The organism is Tolypothrix sp. PCC 7712, from assembly GCF_025860405.1.
Lineage (GTDB): Bacteria > Cyanobacteriota > Cyanobacteriia > Cyanobacteriales > Nostocaceae > Aulosira > Aulosira diplosiphon.
This window is the reverse complement of record NZ_CP063785.1, coordinates 1,755,547-1,774,237: the sequence shown is the minus strand read 5'-3', so window position 1 is coordinate 1,774,237 and position 18,691 is coordinate 1,755,547. Positions and strand designations below refer to the sequence as shown.

The following is an 18,691-nucleotide window of genomic DNA, read 5'->3' as shown; positions in this document are numbered from 1 at the left end:
ATTTATGTCTTTAGACTGGCATGAAGTTTGGGAGAGAAAGGGAAGTTTAGAAACAGAAGATTTAAAAGAGTTAAATGGATATGAAGAGACAACAATTGATCCAAATTTTGTTGCTAATCAAATAACTAAAATACTAGACATTCAACCTACAGATAAAATTTTAGAAGTTGGTTGTGGTGCAGGCATGTTGGCTCAATATTTAGATTGTAACTATGTAGGAGTTGATTATTCTCAATCTCTAGTAAAGAAACATATTAAATTACTTTGTAACTCAGTTCTTCACGGTTCGGCTGATAATTTAATTTTTAAGGATAAGTCATTTGATAAAGCCTTTTCTTATAGCGTATTTCACTATTTTCCTAACCTCCAATATGCTCAAAATGTAATTGAAGAAATGAGCCGAGTGTCCAAAACATCTATATTCATAGGAGATTTACCAATTCAATCTCATCGCTCGGAACATCTTTTATTTAAACCGCAAAATTTTCCTATGGCAGAAATTAGTCAAGGTTTTTATAATCTAGATAGATTTAATGTCTTAATTAAGACTAATTAATCATAGATATTTCTCAGAATTTTAAAATTTTATTCATATATTTATGCACAATACCAAACCAATCCGAATTTATGTTGATATGGTAGCTGATTTATTTCATGCAGGTCATGTCAACTTTCTCAGTCAAGCAAAATCTTTAGGCGATCAATTAGTTGTAGGTATCCACTCTGATGATACTGTTGCTGGATATAAACGCCAACCTATTATGAATATGGTTGAAAGAATGGCAGTCGTTGAAAGTTGCCGCTATGTTGATGAAGTTATTCCCAATGCTCCTTTAAATGTGACTTTAGAATATTTAGAAAGCTTAAATATTGACTATGTTTGTCATGGGGATGATGTCAATGAAGAAAATCTCAAAAACTGGTATGGAGAAATTCAAAAGCAAGGTCGTCTTAAACTAGTTCCTTATACAAAAAATATTTCGACAACTAATCTTTTACAAAGGTGTTCATCTACTGATAAATCCTGTTTTGTAAGTCAGCCAATTCGAGTAGATTTTATTGCTTATCATGATTTACAAGCACAGGCAGGATTATCTGTATTTGAAAGCATGAGTCAACATTTTGACTGTCGTTGGTTAATTGGCCCTAATCAACAACCAACAGATGCACAGGCAGCTATTTTGTTGGATCATACTCAACATCATCCTCATATTAAAAAATCTGTTAATAGTTATCAATATTTATTTTATTTACATCATGATTTGGGAGATATAGATGCTTATGAAATAGAAAAAAATAGGTTAAGAGACTTTAATATTATCTTCGTTCCTGGAGATGTTCATTACCATCATGCTCAAAAAATATTAGGCTCAACTTACGCACAGGCTTTTCAACAACCTACAAGATTAATTTTGCAAGGAGGGTGGCCAAAATATGACAAAATGCAAATTCCTAAAGAATATAGCGAACTTGCCCAAAAATTATCTAACTTACCGTATAAATATACTATTTTATATGCACCAACTTGGGGATATACAAGGGAATGGGAACAATTATTACCTCTATTTAAAAATCTTCAATGTAACGTAATTATTAAGAATCATATTTATGTAAATCCAGGTCAAGCCTATCCGCAGGGTGCAGAAGTAATATATGAAAGTTCTCTTCGTTCTGTTCAAGAAATGGAGGAAACAGCTTTAGCTTATAACCTACCCAACATTATTGTTGCACCTAGAAAATTAAATATCTGTAGCTTATTTCCTTTCGTAGATGTATTAGTTACCGATCAATCATCCGTTAGTATAGAATTTCTCTCATTTGGTATCAGTATAGAAACAGGTCGTTTTAATGCAGATCCAAACCAGCTACAACCTCAATCTAGTCTGATTTCAAAAGATATTCTTTTTAAGCCATTAAAAGAACTACAGGAAGTATTCGCTTCTGATAGCTCTTTCCATAATCTCATTGAAATTGAGAGCCAAAAGCAGCATCGTGACTCAATTGTTAATCATAATATTAAATCTTCCGGTGCACTTATCGCTCAATTGATTGATCGTTATATTGCATTTTGGCAAGTTTTAGAGAATCCACTTAAAAGCCACTCAGAATTGGAAACATTAATGAATCAATGGCATCAATTACTGGTTAGTTAATCAAGTTATATAACTGATTTTTCTAATAGGCAATGTTAAATTATTAAATTTTGGCATTAATTTTATGAAAATTAACTCACAAGAACTATCAAAATTAGAAAACTTAATAGATGATTTACCTGAAGTCTATCAATCTATCTATTTGCATGGAGAATTAATTAGAGAAGGAGTTAGAGCTAACGATTTTGAAAGGTTAGAAGTCATTAGAAATTATATTAAACCCAAACAAACTATTCTCGATATTGGGTCTAATGTAGGATTTTTTACTATTAACTTAGCTAAATTATTTCCTCAAAATGTTTTTATAAGTATTGAAAAACAATATCCTTATGCACGTTTGCAACAGGCATTAATTAAATTAGAAGGTGTCAATAATGTAATTTTAATTCACTCTGAAGTCACGACAGAATGGTTATATAAAGCTACCCAAGCATGTGTTTACTTTGATGTAACTCTTTTGTTATCAGTTTTACATCATATTCCAGATGCAGAAAATTTTCTAACAGAATTAAATGAAATTTCTAAATCTTTTATTATTGAACTTCCTCACCCTGATGAGTCAAGAGTTTGTGGTAAGGATATATTGAAAAAACAACTTACTTTAGAAAAAATTAGTCAATTTAAACCTGTTTTTATCAAAATGTCTTATGAAGCTGCAACCCATTGTGATACTGATTTAAAACGTTCATTTTATTATGCTGATTCTCCTAATTATGCCAGAGAATCTATTTTTCCCTATATAGGTTATCCTTTACAACCTCGTAATTATTTTCTAAAAACTGATGCAGAAGGATTAATAATTCACAAATCACATCTTAATCAAGATATTAGAACTGTTCCGGGCGTACTTCTATCTGATGTTGCTCAAATTGGAGAGATTTTAGTACCTAATTATGAAACTTGTAATCAGAAAATTGAGGCTGAATTTGATAGGCTGGAAAAGCTAGATAATGTTGCTGATATTCGACCTTGGAATATTTTATTAACAGCAGAAGGCTTACAGTTTATAGATTACCAATATACTCAAGATTTAGATAACCACCTAAAATTTAGTAAAAATAGAGATTTAGATTTCATTAAAAATTATTTCAACTTAATTTTTAATGTCCATACTCAACCACAAATTATCATTGACGGAGTCTTTTTCCAATTATATAAAACAGGAATAGCTAGAGTTTGGCGATCGCTACTAGAAGAATGGGCAAACACTGAATTTACAAATCATATTTTAGTCTTAAATAGAGCCAACACTGCACCAAAAATTAATGGTATCCGTTATCTGACAATTCCCCCATACGACTATAACAATACCGCAGCTGATAAAAAGATGCTTCAACACATCTGTGATGAACAAGAAGCAAAATTATTTATTTCTACTTACTATACTTCTCCAATTACAACGCCTTCTGTATTCATGGCTTATGACATGATTCCAGAAGTGATGGGATGGGATTTAAATCATCCTATGTGGAAAGAAAAGCATCAAGCGATTCAAAACGCCTCAGGATATATATCTATTTCTGAAAATACAGCCCATGACTTAGCTAGATATTTCGATAATATAGCTTTAGAATCTGTCACTGTAGCTCATTGTGGGGTTAGCAATACTTTTTCACCAGCCCAAGCAGAATTAGTCAATGCTTTCCAAAATAAATACGGTATTCATAAACCTTACTTCTTAGTAGTTGGTGGTGGTAGCGGTTATAAAAATAGTATTTTATTCTTCCGTGCTTTTTCACAACTTACTACTAGCCACGGATTCGATATTATTTCTACTGGCGCTGGTAGTATGTTAGAGCCAGAATATAGAGCTTATACTTCAGGTAGCGCTATTCATACACTACAACTTAGTGATGAAGAATTAGCTATAGCTTACTCTGGTGCAGTGGCATTAGTTTATCCTTCTAAATATGAAGGTTTTGGAATGCCTGTAGTTGAAGCAATGGCTTGTGGTTGTCCTGTTATCACCTGTCCTAATGCTTCTATTCCTGAAGTAGCAGGAGATGCAGTTATTTATGTTCAAGAGGATGATGTTGATGCATTGGCAAATGCTATGTGCGAAGTACAAAAGCCTATAGTACGTAATGCCTTAATTACAGCAGGTTTAGCGCAGGCTCAAAAGTTCTCCTGGACAAAGATGGCTGGAACAGTTAGCAAGGCGCTAATTGATGCAACTTTGTTATCCTTAAATTTAAAAGATATTAATCTCATCATCTTTCCCGATTGGTCACAATCAGAAGAAGAACTCGGTTTAGAGTTACAAGAAATAATTCAAGCTTTAGCAACTCATCCTGAAAGTGAAAAGATTAGCTTGTTGATTTATACAGCTAATATAACTACTGAAGATGCAGAAATATTTTTATCTAGTGTCGCCATGAATCTTTTGATGGAAGATTTAGATATTACTGATACCATAAATATTTCTTTAATAGATAAGTTGGGGGATATACAATGGCGATATCTGTTACCTCTGATCGATGGTCGAATAATTCTGATTAATGAAGATGAGACAGCTTTAGCAGAAGCACGAGTAACCGAGATACCAATCTATCAATTAGATAGCGCGATAAAAAATATCCAAGCTACTTTCCCACGCTTAAGTTTAACTACTGACTAATACCAATTTAAAAACAGAATGTGACATATCGTAGGGGCACGGCAGTACCCATACGTGTCAACTTAACGTGAAACCCGCTCTTGTGGAAGGTTTCGCCCTCACCCCCAGCCCCTCTCCCACAGGGAGAAGGGAGCAAGAGATGAATGGCACTAAGATAACGCCAAACCCATTACCTATAAGGCTTTTGGGTGTGGGGTGTCGGGTGTGGGGTGTAGTGAATAAGTGCGAATCGTTGGCTAGAAACTAAGACCCATAAGGGTTTGGAGGATTAGCCGCAAGGTACTGAACCTTGACAACTGAATGACCTTGATGTGTTGCAAAAATTATTTGATTTGGGATGAGTTTAATTTTTCAGACTGCTAGTTAAACCATGTTTTTACAAGATTTGAATTGACAGCGTTTTTCAACTAAATAAATTCACAAGTAAGGGCACAACAGACTTTGTTGTGCCCTTCACTAAGTTACTATTGGGTTCCAATTGGCTGTAATTATAGAGTTTCGTCGCACCAACCCAATTTACAATCAGCCAGGAATTTTAACTATCAAGATATCTGTGCCACATTTGTTGATAAGCTTTCTCCATCTCATAGGTAAATTGTTTGGCATTCCATAGCGGTGATGTATGTCTTGACTGACGCAATTTCCAAGAAATCTGTTGTCGTAATTTCTCATCCTTACCTAGGCGCACACCCCACTCTAAATACTCTTCTTCATTCCAAGCAATACCTTCTGTAATACCCGCATTCATCATCATAGTGTAGCTATTACGTGCAGAGAACTGTTCACCAACTCTTGTAACTAGGGGAAGACCCATCCACAAGGTTTCTAGCGTAGTTGTTGCGCCATTATAAGGATAAGTATCAAGTACAACATCTGCTATCTGCAAATTAGCGCGGTGGACAGCTTCGCTACGGGCATAAGGTAAAAATTTGATCCGTGAAAAATCTACGCCTTCTTCTTGGGCAATCTCTTCAAAAAAGACCTTGGTTTTTTCTGGGTCTGCATCACCTTTAATTAAAAGATAACTATTAGGTACTTCCTTAATAATTTTCATTTGTAAATGTAAATGCGGTTGATGCCTTTTATATCCTTTTTGAGTCATAAAATAGATAATTGCATCATTAGGAATGCCTAAATCATCCCTACGTAAATCAGGGACATCTATTTCAAAACCATCAATTGCTATATAAGTTTGGGGTAATCTCCAAATAGTTTCACTGTAGTAATCTTGTGCTGATTCTGGTAATACATAAGGGTCAGCAATAAAGTAGTCTATTGATGGTAATCCTGAGCTATCCCAACCTAACCAAGTTGCCTGTATAGGCGCAGATTTAATAGACATTAATTCGCAAGCCTGATCTAATGTCAAACTATCTAAATCAATTAAAATATCAATTTCATCTTCTTGAATTTGGCTCCAAATTTGCTCATGGTTGCGGAGACCAAATTGATGAAATTTAAATGACTGATTAAGGAAATGATTTTTTGTAAAATTATCTAATACTTCAGATTCATGAAGAAAATAGCAATGAATTCTAAAGTTTTCTGGATTGTGATATTTAAAAATCCATCGACATAACCAAGAAACTGAATGCCTTTTAAAACAATGAGAAATATAACCTATATTTAGAGTTGATTTATTTTGACTACGATTATTTTTACGTAAATTTAAATATTCGCTGTATGATTTATAAGATTCTGAATAATAGTTAGTAACTTTGGCTTGACAGAAACTAGATAGTTGATGCTGAATAGTGTGATTTCTTTGTGGCTGGTCTTCAAAGTATGGTAAGAAAAATAAAGCATCAAACAACCTTGTAACTTGTACTATATTAATATCACCAGGTTCTTTATCTATTAGCTGTTGAGTTAATATAATCTGATCTTGTAAGCGAGAATAAGCTTCTTGCCAATAGCTACCAGAAGTCATCAATCCTCTGAGAACAAGATAATTTGAACAAATTTTTTCGGCTAAAGTATTGCTCAAATCATAACAAGCTTTAGCTGTTTCTATTCCCTTTTCAAATTTTTCCTCATTTTGATAGAAATGCGACAATAGAGTCAGTATTTCTGTATATTCAAGATGAGAATTTTTTGGTACTCTCTGTAAACAAAGCTCGGCAAATTTTGATGCTAAATCTGGTCTTTTATAAAAAGCAGAAAATTTAATGCATTGCAGCATTACAGCCTCAATCATGCCCATTACATAGGTATCTGAATATGCTTGGAAAGCTACTTGCACAAAATTAAATATAGAATCAAGTGCTTCTGCTACTGTAGTTAAATAAACTAAAACCTCTATCATAACATCTATCAATAAACGAATATCGCAATTATCGATGTTGAGAGGTAAATAGTTACAAATTTCTGCTAAAATTTCTGGGCAATCGTCTTTAAATGCCTCTAATTTAGTAATAAGATAAGCAATATGTAATAGATTATTAATATTTTCAGGAGAAATTTCTCTGATATGTTGACGAATTGCCCAAGCAACATGATAGTCTTCAATTGTGATGCGTCGGGTTGCTTCTGTCTCTAAAACTTCTAATAATTCTTGAGTATCACCATCTGCTTCTGCTAATTCTGATAAGCCTGTAAACCAAGTAAATTGTGCTTCTGTTTCCTGACCTTGTAATAATAAAAATAATCCTAAATTCCAATAATAACTTTTAACTTCAGGCTCTTGTTTAATTGCCTCTTCATAAAGTTTAACAGCAGCATTGTACTGTTCATTAACAAGATACTGTTTTGCTTGTTTTTGCCATTCATTAACTAATTGAGTCATAAATAATTTCTTATTTTATTAACTGTACTATAAATAAAAATATCCACCCTCCATCTTTATCATGGAAGGTGAACTACAATCTTTTAATACTGGTAATAAGTAACAATACAACAATTACTTAATTAACTTACCATCACTATCACAAGTTGTACCACCTGCTGTAATTGTAGCTGAACCTCTTGGTCCTACGTTATTAGTTTCACATAGGTAAGCTACACTTGTTAACTCAGAGTTAGCACCAATTTTTTTCAAGTACACATGACCACCGTAGTTTTTCAAACCACTGCTTGATGTTACTAAGCTTGAGTCGTTGATTGCATAAGCTAGACCGCTGTTATCGCCTGTTACAGCAGTGAATTTGTAATTTGCAGTTTGGCTAGCAATACCAATCCCCATTGAATCAATACTGGCAGTAAATGCGTCGTTTTCTGTCATGTATGCTTGCTGACCTCTATTCATAGAACCAACATAGGTCTTAGCTTCAGATTGTTTAGCCTTTTTAGCTTGGTTCAAGAAGGAAGGTAGAGCAATAGCAGACAGAATACCAATGATGATAATTACAACTAACAATTCAATAAGGGTGAAACCTTCTCCTTCTTTCTTTTTACCGAGGATGTGTTGGAGAAATTTAGCTTTTAGTTCGGTTTTCATAAGTGTTTTCCCAGGAGTAGGGTGGGTTGTTTGTTCTATAAAGAACTTACCCATTTCGCTTAAATTCATATCACCCAACTAAAAAATTTTTTTCTATTCTGTCCTATCACTCTGAAAACCTTGCTATTGCTATATTTCAGCAAATACTTTGCACTAGAGCCTCTTGTATATAGTCTAGGAAGATAGCTTTTCCAACATAATGCAGTCAAAACCTTCTAGTGTTGATAGGGTATTTTTCACTAGTTCAAATACTTGATCAGTTTCTATGGGTTTTCCCGTAAGGCTATCAATAGGTCTACGTTGCTGCCAATACTCTACTAAGTCCATCATTAAATATGGTTTGTCAAATAAAGGAAGTAGACACAGAGCCATAGAACTATCTATATAAATAGTTTCTTTATTCAAGGTAACATTTCTAAACATGGGGAAAACTTGACTTCTGTTGATGCAGTTATCGATATGGCTTTTAAAATTTAAGTTATTAAATTGTGGATGTAGATAGACTTTAGTATTTAGCCAATCAGAATCATCCCACTCAGCAATGGGTGTAAAAGTGCGCTCTGGTTGCGGGTGTCCACACCAAAAATCTAGTAGTCTATGCATAGGATGTAGTAACTCAAATAACTCTAGCTGTTCCTCCATGGAAATCTCTGGTAGACTCATAGCTAAAAAAGCTGGTAAGTTATCAGGCTGTTGAAATAAGCTCATTAAATCCCACTGCCGCCAATTCAACATGCTAATAAATTCTAAGTCTGCTGCTCTTAAAGCTGCAAACATATCACTAACTGTATAGCCTTTATCTCCTTGAAATAGATAATTCATCAAGATACGCTCTTTTTTATCATCCTGTTCAAAATCATGACTCCAAGTCCTATCCTTGAGTAAAACATTATCTTTAAGGGACTTCATCGTATCAGTAACAATTTCTATCTCTAAATCTCCAGGATTATCTTCCATTAATCCCATAATGGTAAATGCCTTTTGAGCGCAGAAAATATTAAACCTCTGGATTGCACTATGTAAATTAGCTCGAATTATCCCCCCATTATTTAAAACAGATTTCATGGATTTTAGTGCCTGAACAATATCAGGAAATAAATATAGAGTCTCATTACAGTTTATATAATCAAATTTATAGTTCAATTTTGCTAAATCATAGATTGACAGAACATAAAACTCTGCATTATCAAATCCGTGGTACTGAAGCCTATGTTTTGCCAATTTGATTGATTCTTCTGATATGTCAATACCAACTATTTTGGCTCCCGTGTTAGCAGAAGCTAACACTAAAGATTTATAACCACTTCCACAACCTGCATCTAAAATAACTTTATTATGGCTGTCTATAACTTGCTGATTTCGCAAATAGTATGCAGTTGCTAAATTATGAATATATAGTAAGCTAATATCCTTTTTAGGAGACTTTTCTAGCGGTATATTAGGATAGGGTGCGCTATCAAATTGTTGGCGGATTTTATTCCATAAATCAGAGGTTACATTATTCATAATCACTACTATTAATTTTGGAGTTCTAATAGTTAACCCTACTCAGATAAAATTCTAGGTTTGGTAGCATTAACTGTGTACAGGTGCAATTGTAAGCTAGTTATATTTTTTGTGCTATATTTAACAACTTATGTATTTGCTAATTGACTGTAGCTATGTAGCAGCCTGAAGAACGAAATGTAGTAGAAATTCCTCTAGGTCGGTCAATACTGAAAAACAATAAGGTAGCTTACAAAAAGCACTTTTACACTCATCACCAGTGGACTTCGCTAATTCACTGGTAAGGGCTGTTATTAATCAATGAGCGCGAGAAAAAGTTGCGAGAGTCCTTGTTACCCTTGTAAGCGCCCACATACTCCTATTTTTCAATTTGCGATCGCTTCACCTCTGGCGTAGCCAATTGAAGTTTGTTATGCTAGATTAAACGTAGTCGTTATGAGTTCGTATAAATAGTATGACTAACCCGACAGTAGAAAACTTAGTAATCATCGGTTCTGGGCCAGCCGGGTACACAGCGGCTATCTATGCAGGACGCGCTAACCTCAAGCCTGTGGTATTTGAAGGTTTCCAGGCTGGGGGATTACCTGGCGGGCAATTAATGACAACAACGGAAGTAGAGAACTTTCCTGGATTTCCCCAAGGGATTACTGGGCCGGAACTGATGGATCGGATGAAAGCTCAAGCAGAACGCTGGGGGGCTGAGTTATATACAGAGGATGTAATATCAGTTGACTTGAGTCAGCGTCCTTTTACGGTTCGTTCTGAAGACAGGGAAGTTAAAACCAACAGTATTATTATTGCTACTGGTGCAACGGCAAAACGGTTGGGTTTGCCCAGCGAACATGAATTTTGGAGTCGCGGGATTTCAGCTTGTGCGATTTGCGATGGTGCAACACCAATTTTCCACGGCGCAGAACTGGCTGTGATTGGTGCTGGTGACTCGGCGGCGGAAGAGTCTATTTACTTAACCAAATACGGTTCTAAAGTGAATCTGTTGGTACGTTCTGATAAAATGCGGGCTTCTAAAGCCATGCAAGACCGCATTTTGAGCAACCCTAAAATCCATGTACATTGGAACACAGAGGCCGTAGATATATTTGGTAACGGCCACATGGATGGGGTCAAAGTTCGCAATACTAAGACTGGCGAAGAAAGCACAATCCACGCCAAGGGTTTATTCTACGCTATTGGTCACAATCCCAATACCTCATTATTTAAAGGGCAACTAGAACTAGATGAGGTGGGTTACATAGTCACTAAACAGGGTTCCCCAGAAACCAGCGTGGAAGGAGTGTTTGCCGCAGGCGACGTGCAAGATCATGAATATCGCCAAGCGATTACGGCTGCTGGTAGCGGTTGTATGTCAGCAATGTTGGCAGAACGCTGGTTATCTACTAGTGGTTTGATTCAAGAATTCCATCAACAGCCAGAAACACCAGTTAATGAATTGGAATATCAGCCAGCAGCCCACAAAACTGAAGCTGAACAACAGGCTGAATTTAATTTAAATGCAACCCGTCATGAAGGTGGTTATGCTTTGCGGAAATTATTCCACGATAGCGATCGCTTACTTTTGGTAAAATACGTTTCTCCAGGCTGTGGCCCTTGTCATACCCTCAAACCAATATTAAATAAGGTAGTCGATGAATTTGACGGCAAAATTCACTTTGTCGAAATTGACATCGATAAAGACCGTGATATTGCTGAAAATGCTGGCGTGACAGGAACACCAACAATTCAATTGTTCAAGAATAAGGAACTGTTGAAGGAAGTCAAAGGCGTAAAGCAAAAGAGCGAATATCGCCAGTTGATTGAGAACAGTTTGTGAGGGACTGGGGATTGGGGATTCTTTACTGGGAATGAGGGGGATGAGGCGGATGAAGGAAAGGGGACAAGGAAGAAATAACAAACACCAAATCCCCAGTCCCTAGTCCCGAGTTCCCATTACCCCTTATCCCCAGAGGGGGCCCCGAGTTCCCCAATTCCCAATACCTACTCTGATATGTAAAATGGTCAGCGTATCTTGCTCAATGCAGGCGATCGCTCATGGCCATGACAAAACGGCAGCTGCCGTCTTTTTTACGTTTTCCGAAAAATCCGAATCTTTCTCAGCGATTCATGTTGATTGGGTTAGCCATCACCCTGCTGTTTCTCTTGTTGGCATTTTTCGCTCCGGTATTTCAAGCTTGGGGATGGCTGCAAAACCCCAAAGATTTTTTATCTAACCCGATTCACGATCCACCATCAGCTAAATATTGGTTTGGTACTAGCCGCCTAGGGCATGATGTGTTCTCCCGGACGCTATTTGGCGCTCAAGCTGCTTTGCAGGTGGTAATTTTAGCAACAGCGTTGAGTATGGTCATTGGCGTGCCATTAGGTATGGTTAGCGGCTATCTGGGCGGTAAATTGGATAAAGTACTGCTATTTTTAATGGATAGTATTTATACCTTGCCTGGGCTACTACTATCCGTAACGCTAGCATTTGTGGTTGGGCGAGGAATATTAAATGCCGCGATCGCGATTAGCATTGCTTACATTCCTCAATATTACCGAGTTGTTCGCAACCACACTGTGAGCGTTAAAACTGAAGTGTTCATTGAAGCGGCTCAAGCAATGGGTGCTTCTACATGGATAGTGCTGTCTCGGTATTTATTTTTTAACGTTATTCAAAGCGTACCTGTATTATTCACCCTCAATGCTGCCGATGCGATTTTAGTGTTAGGCGGGTTGGGGTTTTTGGGTTTAGGATTGCCAGAAGAAGTTCCAGAATGGGGACATGATTTAAAACAAGCTTTAGAAGCCCTACCTACTGGCATTTGGTGGACTACGCTTTTTCCTGGTTTAGCGATGACATTAATGGTGGTAGGGTTATCACTACTTGGTGAGGGTTTAAATGAATTTGTCAATCCCCGTTTACGACGACAAAATAGTATTCGGAAATAGTTCACTCAACTGAAGTAAGAAGTATAAAGTATAAAATTCAGCCGCCTATAGAGGGGTGAGGAACTCATCAAAGAAAAACCTATCTTTTTTAATAATGGGCGTGTCCTAATTTTTTACTTTATTCTTTATCCTTAATCATTCATCTTTTTGGAGATTTGTGTGAAAGACAACTTGACTTTAATTGCTGCAGCTACTGGTGGGTTTATGCTTTCTGTGGCTTTATCTGGGATTTTACGGGGAACACCAGTTACCGCTTGGCAGGCTGAATCAAATGCGCGGGTGGCGAATGTGACGAATTTACAATTTGCAGCTAATAAAACTGAGGACTGGGAATTTTTTAGTACCAAAACGCAAAAAAGCTAATATGCTTTTTACAAGTAATTGGGAATTGGGCATGGGGCATGGGGAATTGGGCATTGGAAACAATTTTGGAGTTTATATTAGAATCCAAAATCCAAAATCCAAAATCTAAAATCCAAAATTCTTAGTCCCCAGTCCCCAGTCCCTAGCTTGGCGCTTGTTGGTAAATATTTATTAAAGTGGTAAATTCTCAAGTAATTGGTATTGATTTGGGGGGAACAGCGATTAAGCTGGGGCGATTTGATCGAGATGGCAATTGTCTGCAATCTTTGACAGTAGCAACTCCCCAACCATCCACACCCGAGGCTGTGGTGGCGGTGATGGTGGATGCGATCGCCCAAATTGATCCAGATAATCAAACTATAGCTATTGGTGTTGGTACTCCTGGCCCGGCTGATGCGAAGGGACGGATTGCAAAAATTGCCATCAACTTGACAGGATGGCGAGATGTTCCTTTGGCCGATTGGTTAGAAGCGAAAACGGGTAAGCCGACGATTGTGGGTAATGATGCTAACTGTGCAGGTTTGGGCGAATCTTGGTTGGGCGCTGGTCGCTATTTTCAAAATTTCATTATGCTGACCTTGGGCACTGGTGTAGGCGGTGCCATTATCTTAGATGGCAAATTATTTATTGGGCATCAAGGTGCAGGCGGCGAATTAGGATTAATTAGCTTTAACCCACATGGCCCTATTTGTAATAGTGGTAATCGCGGTTCTTTGGAACAATACACTTCAATTACAGCGATTCGTCGCCGTAGTGGTAAAGAACCTCATGAACTAAGTACTTTGGCTCATGCTGCAGATGCAGAAGCTTTAAACTTTTGGCAGGAATATGGTAGAGATTTAGGTATTGGTTTGACGAGTTTAATTTACGTCTTAACACCAGAAGCGATTGTGATTGGTGGTGGTATTAGTGCCTGTTTCCAGTTTTTTTTGCCTGCAATGAAAGCTGAAATTGAGCAGCGAGTTATGCCTACATCCCGTGTAGATTTACAAATTTTGTCAGCAGAATTAGGCAATACTGCGGGAATAGTAGGTGCTGCAAAGTTGGCATGGCAGCAATTATTAGGGTTGTGAATTATCGTTTTTACAACGCTCCACAAAGTAGGTAAAAAGATGCGATTTTGCTACAACTTTTACCAATTTAAAAGTATTAACGATATATAAAATTATTCATCAGGGCAAGGCAGTGCCTTGCCCCTAGCCTTTAACTAACAATATGGTTTGGTTATAGAGGAAAGATTAATAGTAAAGGTTTTCTATTTCCCTTTTACCTTGAATTTGGCAAGTATTTGGTAAGGTGAAAATTGCTAAATTTAAATTTTATGACGAATTTTTAACACATTTTCTAAGATAAAGAATATCCTGTTGCTTTCTGAACGTATTGCAATACTTTTTGATAGGACTCTGGATTACTCACTGGATTAATGATGATGGGAATAGTCCCATCAGGCAACCAAAAAGTTATCCTGCCGTTGGCTTCTTGGCAAAAAGAACTGATGCAATTGAGGTTAATTACATATTCGTTATTTTCATACAGAATTTTCACCCAATAAGCATCTTCTAGTTCGACTCCTGTCACACGTTCTATATAAGTCAAAATCTTTTGATAGTCTTGATGGTTATTTTGTGGGTTAATTACAATCGGAATTGCACAATCGGGTAACCAAAAGGTCACCCTACCATTTTGTTCATAACAAAACGCGTTAATACGGTCGAAATTGACTACGTATTGTTTCCTCTCGTAAATGATTTTCACCCAGTACACCACAAAATCTCCTCATGTCCCCAGTGATGTCGCTGCTACTTCACAAAAATTTACAATTCAAATCGCAAAGAAGCTACTCTATAATTCTGAATTTTAAATTACTGTTGCTAGCTTACACCAGTAATGCCCTGGGGAAATAAAGATGCTATTTTTTGCGAGTATAGCGATCGCTCTGGGCAAGAAGGCTAGAGTAGACTTTTCGTGCTGACAAAATAGAGAACAGTCTACACCATTAGCTGTTTAAGTTTTGACTTGCGTGTGGGGGAACTAGTGTTGTTGTACGAGTGGAGGAAGAGAATGGGCAATCGCTGCTTGGATGAATCCGTGGAATAAAGGATGGGGATTATTAGGACGTGATTGAAATTCTGGATGAAATTGGCAAGCCAGAAAGAATGGATGCTTGGATAATTCCACAATTTCTACTAAGCGTCCATCGGGAGAAGTACCACTAATCAGGTAACCTGACTCTAATAAAAGGTTACGGTAAGCATTGTTGAACTCATACCGATGGCGATGGCGTTCATAAATTACATCTTCTTGGTAGAGTTTAGAAGCTAGGGTATTGGGGAGAACATGACAGGGGTAAACACCCAAGCGCATTGTTCCGCCTAAATCAACTACATCATGTTGTTCTGGCAAAAGGTTAATGACTGGGGCACTAGTATAGGGGTTAAACTCGGCACTATTGGCATCTTTTAAGCCCTCAACGTTTCTCGCCCATTCAATTACAGCACATTGCATTCCCAAGCATAAACCTAAGAAAGGGACTTGGCGATCGCGGGCATATTTAATAGCGGCAATTTTTCCATCTACTCCGCGAATACCGAAACCTCCGGGTACAAGTACACCGTCAACACCTTCGAGATGCTTTTCGGCTGATTCGGTTTCTAAGGTTTCTGAGTTTACCCAACGCAGGCGCAGTCTGCCATAAGTGGATATAGCTGCGTGTTGTAATGCCTCTACTACTGAGATATATGCATCACCTAATCGTACGTATTTACCTACTATTGCAATTTCGATGTCGTATTTGGGGCTGTGCAGATGCTGGACTATATTTTGCCACTGTACGAGATTTGGTTCGCGGTTTTCCATCTGTAGCAAATCTAACACTTGCTCTGCCATGCCTTCTCGTTCTAGCATCAAAGGTACTTCATAGATACTTTTGGCATCTTGGGAAGTAATGACACATTCTTCAGCGACATCACAAAATTCGGATAATTTTTGTTTTAATCCTACAGGTAAGGGGCGATCGCAACGGCAAACTAAAATATCTGGTTGAATGCCAATAGATCTGAGTTCTTTAACCGAGTGCTGTGTCGGCTTGGTTTTCATTTCTCCAGCTGAGGCTATCCAAGGTAACAGAGTAACGTGCATATACAGCACATTCTGCCGTCCTACTTCCTTCCGAAACTGGCGAATTGCTTCTAAAAACGGTAGTGATTCAATATCCCCTACCGTACCGCCAATTTCTGTAATTACTACATCTGGATTTGTATTTTTGGCAACTTTTAAAATGCGGTCTTTAATTTCATTAGTGATGTGGGGTATCACCTGTACAGTGCCGCCATTATAGTCGCCGCGACGCTCTCTATTGATGACAGATTGGTAAATTGAGCCAGTAGTAACGCTGTTCAGCCGTGACATTGAGGTATCAGTGAAGCGTTCATAATGGCCTAAATCTAAATCTGTTTCTGCACCATCCTGGGTAACAAAAACTTCCCCATGCTGAAAGGGACTCATGGTACCTGGATCGACATTCAGATAGGGGTCAAGTTTAAGAATCGATACAGAATAATTGCGCGATTTGAGCAAACGCCCCAGACTTGCTGCTACAATGCCTTTGCCGATACTGGAAACTACGCCCCCAGTTACAAAGATAAACTTAGTCATAGTAATTTGAATTTCGAGCCACTTCTAAAAATACATCCCGTCATCTGAAGTATGAAGTGTAAAGTGTGAAGTATGAAATTTCAGCTGATCTTGGGTAAACCAAGGGCTAATACCCTTTAACCTTCATCCTTTAGTCTTTAAACCTTCATCCTTTCTTGGTCATTGTGCCACAGTCACTATCGTGAAATCTTCTGTGTTCTCGCTGTGAAAAAACTTGTACTACTAGTAATATTTAGCTTTCTTGTCACCTCCTCAATAGCCTTGGCAAACTCATCTCTCTTAGTAGTTTTTCCTCAGACAAACTACCAAACCAGTGCAGAAAAAATATTTTTTCTGGGTACTGCACCATCAAATAGTCAGGTTTTGATTAATGGTAAGGCAGTTACCCGCAGCAAAGCAGGCCATTTTGCTCCCAGTCTCCCCTTACAATTGGGAGATAACCTGTTTACTGTGCGTCACCAAAATCAAGAACTTCAGATTAAGGTGACAAGGCTTAGTACTCAGCCTGTTCTACCACAAGGTTTAGCCTTTGCCAAAGATTCTCTTACTCCAGCAGCCGACATTGCCAGACTACCAGGAGAATTGATTTGTTTTAGTGCTACCGCACCTTCAAACGCCAGTGTTACTGTCAACTTGGCTAATCAAACTATTGCCCTTGCACCCCAACCTAGTAAGGCACAACTCCCAAGTAATTTGGCTGCCTTAACAGGGCGAAATCAACCTGCTATTAAGTCTACCGTAGGAAACTACCAAGGTTGCACAACAATGGTAGCTGCAGCTGATTTGGGAACACCTGAGTTTCAGCTGGCGTTGGATGGTAAAACTATAACTCAGTTAGGTACTGGCAAAATTCAAATTCTTGCACCCACACAATTGCCAGTGATTCAAGTAACAGCAGACTCAGGCGTAGCTCGCACTGGCCCTAGTACTGACTATTCTAGACTCACACCACTACCAAAAGGAACACAAGCCGCAGTCACAGGGAAGGAAGGTGAATGGTTACGTCTAGATTATGGTGCTTGGATTAATGCTAAAGAAACCCAAGTTTTACCAGGTGCTATTTCACCACACACTATTATTCGGAGTGTAGGTTATCGAAAACTTCCCAGCGCCACAGAGATTGTGTTTCCGCTAGAAGTTCCCGTTCCTGTGAGTGTACAACAAAGCGATCGCTCTTTTGCCCTCACTCTTTACAATACAACCGCCCAAACAGATATTGTTCGCACGGATGATAATCCCCTCATTTCTCGCCTAGATTGGCGACAGGTGGCTTCCGGACAGGCACAATACACCTTTAATCTCAAAAAATCTCAACAGTGGGGATATCATCTGAGATATGAAGGTACAAGCTTGATTTTGACTTTGCGTCATCCGCCTATAATTAAAGACAAAACACGCAAACCCTTATCCGGTATCAGGATTTTACTAGATCCCGGACATGGGGGTAAAGAATCAGGTGCCAGTGGCCCAACTGGCTATTTAGAAAAAGATGTCAATTTGGTAGTATCCAAGCTGCTGCGCGACGAGTTGGTGAAGCGTGGGGCAACTGTAGTACTAACCAGAGAAGATGATCGCGATGTATCTTTAGGAGAACGGCAGGTAATTATTAGTAAAGAAGAACCTGCGATCGCTCTTTCCATTCATCACAACTCGCTACCCGATGATGGTGATGCCGAAAAGACTCAGGGATTTGGCACTTTTTGGTATAACACCCAATCGCATAGTTTAGCATTATTTTTGCATAACTATGTAGTCAAAAATCTTGGCAAACCTTCCTATGGGGTGTTTTGGAATAATTTGGCGCTCACACGTCCCACTGCTGCACCATCGGTTTTGCTGGAGTTAGGTTTTATGAGTAATCCTGAGGAATTTGAGCAGGTAGTGAACCCAGAACAACAGAAGAAAATGGCGAAAGTGCTAGCGGATGGGATTGTGGAGTGGTTTAAGAAAGCGCAGTAGACTTAGGGTTATTTTAGGTTCGTAGTTCTGATTTGATTCAAAAAAATCTTTAAGCCTCTC

The 18,691-nt window shown here is 38.0% G+C and carries 13 protein-coding genes; 8 read left to right on the top strand and 5 right to left on the bottom strand.

The window, feature by feature from the left end:
• Positions 1-4: 4 nt before the first annotated feature.
• The 3 genes from HGR01_RS07170 (at position 5) to HGR01_RS41780 (ending at position 4,770) form a co-directional block, all read left to right on the top strand.
• Positions 5-556, top strand: coding sequence for a class I SAM-dependent methyltransferase (locus HGR01_RS07170; RefSeq protein ID WP_045869136.1), 552 nt, complete (start codon positions 5-7; stop codon positions 554-556).
• A 43-nt stretch (positions 557-599) separates the two neighbouring features.
• Entirely contained in the window at positions 600-2,153 is a 1,554-nt protein-coding gene (locus HGR01_RS07165) for an adenylyltransferase/cytidyltransferase family protein (protein WP_052335119.1), read from the top strand.
• A gap of 64 nt (positions 2,154-2,217) precedes the next feature.
• Positions 2,218-4,770, top strand: a complete 2,553-nt coding sequence (locus HGR01_RS41780) for a glycosyltransferase (RefSeq protein WP_045869137.1) — start codon at positions 2,218-2,220, stop codon at positions 4,768-4,770.
• Between the two features lie 535 nt (positions 4,771-5,305).
• Here HGR01_RS41780 and HGR01_RS07150 read toward each other — a convergent pair.
• The 3 genes from HGR01_RS07150 to HGR01_RS07140 all read right to left on the bottom strand — a co-directional run bounded on the left by HGR01_RS07150 (position 5,306) and on the right by HGR01_RS07140 (position 9,712).
• Positions 5,306-7,555 carry an O-linked N-acetylglucosamine transferase gene (locus HGR01_RS07150; RefSeq protein WP_045869138.1) on the bottom strand — a complete coding sequence of 750 codons (2,250 nt, stop codon included), beginning with the start codon at positions 7,553-7,555 and terminating at the stop codon, positions 5,306-5,308.
• 114 nt (positions 7,556-7,669) lie between these two features.
• Positions 7,670-8,206, bottom strand: a complete 537-nt coding sequence (locus HGR01_RS07145; RefSeq protein ID WP_045869637.1) for a type IV pilin-like G/H family protein — start codon at positions 8,204-8,206, stop codon at positions 7,670-7,672.
• Positions 8,207-8,380: 174 nt separating this feature from the next.
• Entirely contained in the window at positions 8,381-9,712 is a 1,332-nt protein-coding gene (locus HGR01_RS07140; RefSeq protein ID WP_045869139.1) for a class I SAM-dependent methyltransferase, read from the bottom strand.
• Between the two features lie 454 nt (positions 9,713-10,166).
• Between HGR01_RS07140 and trxB the strand changes: the two genes are divergently transcribed.
• The 4 genes from trxB to HGR01_RS07120 all read left to right on the top strand — a co-directional run bounded on the left by trxB (position 10,167) and on the right by HGR01_RS07120 (position 14,091).
• Entirely contained in the window at positions 10,167-11,540 is a 1,374-nt protein-coding gene (gene trxB / locus HGR01_RS07135) for a thioredoxin-disulfide reductase (protein ID WP_045869140.1), read from the top strand.
• 218 nt (positions 11,541-11,758) lie between these two features.
• Positions 11,759-12,655, top strand: coding sequence for an ABC transporter permease (locus HGR01_RS07130; RefSeq protein ID WP_045869141.1), 897 nt, complete (start codon positions 11,759-11,761; stop codon positions 12,653-12,655).
• Between the two features lie 159 nt (positions 12,656-12,814).
• Entirely contained in the window at positions 12,815-13,018 is a 204-nt protein-coding gene (locus HGR01_RS07125; protein ID WP_045869142.1) for a hypothetical protein, read from the top strand.
• A 176-nt stretch (positions 13,019-13,194) separates the two neighbouring features.
• Positions 13,195-14,091: an ROK family protein gene (locus tag HGR01_RS07120; protein WP_045869143.1), complete on the top strand. Its 897-nt coding sequence runs from the start codon at positions 13,195-13,197 to the stop codon at positions 14,089-14,091.
• A 271-nt stretch (positions 14,092-14,362) separates the two neighbouring features.
• On the opposite strand, the gene HGR01_RS07115 is transcribed toward HGR01_RS07120, so the two are convergent.
• Positions 14,363-14,785, bottom strand: coding sequence for a hypothetical protein (locus HGR01_RS07115; RefSeq protein ID WP_045869144.1), 423 nt, complete (start codon positions 14,783-14,785; stop codon positions 14,363-14,365).
• A gap of 264 nt (positions 14,786-15,049) precedes the next feature.
• Positions 15,050-16,672, bottom strand: a complete 1,623-nt coding sequence (locus HGR01_RS07110; protein WP_045869145.1) for a CTP synthase — start codon at positions 16,670-16,672, stop codon at positions 15,050-15,052.
• Between the two features lie 204 nt (positions 16,673-16,876).
• Between HGR01_RS07110 and HGR01_RS07105 the strand changes: the two genes are divergently transcribed.
• Positions 16,877-18,631 carry an N-acetylmuramoyl-L-alanine amidase gene (locus HGR01_RS07105; RefSeq protein ID WP_045869146.1) on the top strand — a complete coding sequence of 585 codons (1,755 nt, stop codon included), beginning with the start codon at positions 16,877-16,879 and terminating at the stop codon, positions 18,629-18,631.
• Positions 18,632-18,691: the final 60 nt, after the last annotated feature.